The 424-nt window shown below is 47.4% G+C and carries 1 protein-coding gene; it reads right to left on the bottom strand.

The features are described from left to right. Window positions 1-424 (bottom strand): hypothetical protein (locus tag HMPREF2957_RS06705; protein ID WP_261674148.1); only part of this gene is annotated, 424 nt, incomplete at both ends.

The raw sequence follows: 424 nt of genomic DNA, 5'->3' as shown, positions 1-424 counted from the left end.
AAGACCTGGTTTGTCTTCTGTTGTTGTAGAACGACCTGGTTCCGAAGTCGTAGTTGAACGAGCTGGTTCTGGTGTTGTAGTAGGACTACCTGGTTCTTCAGTAGTCGTTGTTGTAGTTGTTGTAGTGCCACCGTCACCACCACCGGTTCCATCGTTTGGAACATATGGGTATGGTGGCGTAGTTGGTTCTACAGTTGTTGTTGTTGATGTTGTTGGTTCTACAGTTGTTGACTCAGTAGTCGTTGTAGTTGTTGTTGGAGCTTCTGTTGTTGTTGGAGCCTCAGTTGTTGTTGGAGCCTCAGTTGTTGTTGGGGCTTCAGTCGTTGTTGGAGCCTCAGTTGTTGTTGTTGGGGCCTCAGTTGTTGTTGGAGCTTCTGTTGTCGTTGGTGCTGCAGTCGTTGATTCAGTAGTCGTTGTTGACTCT

The sequence above is a fragment of the Streptococcus sp. HMSC062D07 genome (assembly GCF_001814215.1).
Lineage (GTDB): Bacteria > Bacillota > Bacilli > Lactobacillales > Streptococcaceae > Streptococcus > Streptococcus infantis_I.
The sequence above is the reverse complement of the archived record's forward strand: the minus strand, read 5'-3'. Positions and strand labels throughout refer to the sequence as shown.